The following is a 2,085-nucleotide window of genomic DNA, read 5'->3' on the forward strand; positions in this document are numbered from 1 at the left end:
ACGCAGGAGGACAACGACCCCGGAAACCCATACACTTATCCACAACCGGTCCTGCTATAGACCGGTCTCCACCCCGGCTCAAAATCCAATCGGCCCGGTGGCTCAAAATTCCGTCGGCGCGGACACTCATGGCCTTAGTCGGAAGCTCTACCCCAGCCGCCCCAGCAGGCTCCTAGGGTCCAGATGCGTGTAACGCTTGAGCATCTGAAGTGTCTTGTGGCCGCTGATGGCTGCCACCTCCATCATGTTGAATCCCTTCTCGAATAGACGAGAGATGGCTTCATGCCGGAGGTCGTGGAATTTCAAGTCCTCCAGGTCGCACGCAATGCGGACCTTCTTGAAGCGCCTTGCGATGCTGCCTTTTCGAATATCGAACACGTACCGGCCGGGTCTCACCGGGAGTGTCCGAAGAGCTACCACTGCTGCACGGGACAAGGGGACCATGCGGGGCGTCCCATTCTTTGTATCGGGGAGGTACGCGAGCTGACTATCAAGGTCGAGGTTGGGCCAAGTGAGCGCTGCTATCTCTCCGCTTCGCATCGCAGTTTCCACAGCAACGGTTACGGCGGCCCTGAGCCAGTGGTCCCCATCCCGCTCGCACCATTCGATGATTTTGCCGAATTCTCCCGGTCGAAGTCGCCGGTCCCTAACGTTCCCCTGCTTGATTCGCCTCATGGCTTTCCTTGGGTTCAGGACATCTTCATAGCCCCAGTCGGCGCGCGCAACTTCGTACAGGTGCGAAATCAGCGCAATCTCAGTGCGTATGGTGGCGATTGCTATTCCTTGGGCCAATCGTTGATTCATGTACGCGGTCAAGTCTGCCCCACGGATGCTGTAGATGGACAGGTCGACCAATGGATTCTTGAGCCATCGGCTAAGGATTCCCAGCTCTGTACGGGAGCTTTTCTTGAGCGGCGTTACCTCACTGGCATACCTCTCAAGGGCCTCCCTTAGCGTTGGGCCAAGGCAGGAGCCAAGCGGCCTTTTGTGCGCTGGTTTCCGTCCCAGTTCCAGCTCACGCGCCGTTGCCCAAGAAATAGCACTCTCGATGTCGTCGAAGGTGCGGTATTCAGGGGCAGCGTTCTTGAGGCGAACCATCGCCTGGACGCGACCGCTGCCTCTCTTTCGGTAGGTCGGCATATGCGCTGTACCCCTGCGGTTGCTCAGATGGCTGGATGACCGCGCGCGAACTTTGCGACATCGCTGAGGTGTTCTGCCTCCAGAAGTTCATTGGCCTGGAGCAGGACTAGCATGGCAGCGTGCGGTGAGCCGCTACATGCAGCCTTGATGAGGTCGATAGCGGCATTCACGAGATGCTTAGCCGCATCCGCATCCTGGTCAGCAGATATATCTAGCTCGGCAAGACTGGCCGCGAACCTCAAGAGTTCATCAAGTTCCGGCCAGGCCGGGAATCGCCCGCTAGGGAGTTTGATATCGCGCTCCATGGCTGCCCCTCTGATGGATTGTCAGGGGACGCACGGTAGCAACGGGATGGGGGCTTGCGTAAGCCCATGGGGTATAGTGGATAACCGACAGTCGCTCTTCATCGATCCACTTGCGAATGTGTTCCGATACTGGATGACTTCGCGATATGACACAGTCTCAATCGCACGTGAAAAAGCGCCGCGAGCGCTATTTTTTTGACCTCGCCCAGCGGCTCACCGCATGCTGGCCAACGGGCCATATCGATGACGGGGGCGAGCAGCCGGACATCGTTGTTAGTACCGAGGGCAGTGCGTACGGCGTCGAGGTCACGGAACTAGTGCGGGATGATCGTAAGGCCTTTGAAGATACGCGAAGATTGATATGCGAAAAGGCGCGAGCTCTCTGGCTGGCAGAGGGCCGTTTGGCAGCGCTGGATGTGAAGGTGATCTTCCAGGCAAAAGCGGTAATGAACAAGCGCGCTCAGGACGCAGCGGCGCTGGAACTGGTGACGATTGTTAAGGCACATAGTCCCGACCTAGGGAAACACTGATTTATCCGGCTCTGTGGTCATCGCTGACGCAGCCGAGGACGTTGTAGAAGATAGTTCACGGAACGGGTCCACGACGATGAAACGGCAAATGAGCTTTGCGGAAGCGGAAA

At 57.6% G+C, this 2,085-nt stretch carries 3 protein-coding genes; 1 reads left to right on the top strand and 2 read right to left on the bottom strand.

Going from position 1 to position 2,085, the window contains the following annotated elements:
• Positions 1-147 precede the first annotated feature (147 nt).
• Positions 148-1,098 carry a site-specific integrase gene (locus tag HWX25_RS32465; protein ID WP_175912662.1) on the bottom strand — a complete coding sequence of 317 codons (951 nt, stop codon included), beginning with the start codon at positions 1,096-1,098 and terminating at the stop codon, positions 148-150.
• Positions 1,099-1,163: 65 nt separating this feature from the next.
• Positions 1,164-1,445: a hypothetical protein gene (locus HWX25_RS32470; RefSeq protein WP_175912664.1), complete on the bottom strand. Its 282-nt coding sequence runs from the start codon at positions 1,443-1,445 to the stop codon at positions 1,164-1,166.
• A 146-nt stretch (positions 1,446-1,591) separates the two neighbouring features.
• Between HWX25_RS32470 and HWX25_RS32475 the strand changes: the two genes are divergently transcribed.
• The gene (locus tag HWX25_RS32475) at positions 1,592-1,975 is read left to right on the top strand and encodes a hypothetical protein (protein WP_175912667.1); all 384 of its coding nucleotides are present in this window, start codon (positions 1,592-1,594) and stop codon (positions 1,973-1,975) included.
• Positions 1,976-2,085: the final 110 nt, after the last annotated feature.

Source organism: Burkholderia sp. BCC1640 (assembly GCF_902833125.1).
GTDB lineage: Bacteria > Pseudomonadota > Gammaproteobacteria > Burkholderiales > Burkholderiaceae > Burkholderia > Burkholderia diffusa.